Below are 469 nucleotides of genomic sequence, written 5' to 3'. Positions count from 1 at the left end.
GCGCTGACCCTGCAACCGCCAGCAACCGGCTTGAGCAGCCGCTTGTGGCACTCCCACGGCAGCCTCGAAGGCGCGGCATACACCGCCAGCCAGGGCAACGGCTTGCTGCTGGGCACCGCCACCCACGATCCGCTGACGGTGCAAAAACCCCTGGCCGATGCCTACTTGAATGCCTGGACCCGCATCGATCGCCCACCGAGAATCGGCGTGGTGCGGGCAATTTTCCCGGCAGCGGATCGCGCCGGTGCCCAAGCGGAACTGGCGGTGGATATCGAGCGCCACATCCCGCGCCTGCAACGCGAAGGCCTGATCGATCAAGCCGTGGACCTGCAGGAGCACCTGCGCCTGATGAACGTGCACCACGGCCATCCCGACGAAGTGATCGCCAGCCTGCAACAGGACCCGTCCCTGCTGCCCTATGCTGACTACGTGATCGCCGTGGTCCAGGCCGAAAGCTCGACCCAGGCGC

The 469-nt window shown here is 66.5% G+C and carries 1 pseudogene; it reads left to right on the top strand.

From position 1 onward, the window contains the following. Window positions 1-469 (top strand): annotated as a pseudogene (locus tag HX869_RS30855) (LLM class flavin-dependent oxidoreductase); the annotation flags it as partial.

It is taken from the genome of Pseudomonas sp. P7779 (genome assembly GCF_013386315.1).
Taxonomy (GTDB): Bacteria; Pseudomonadota; Gammaproteobacteria; order Pseudomonadales; family Pseudomonadaceae; genus Aquipseudomonas.
This window is presented reverse-complemented; position numbering and strand designations above follow the sequence as displayed.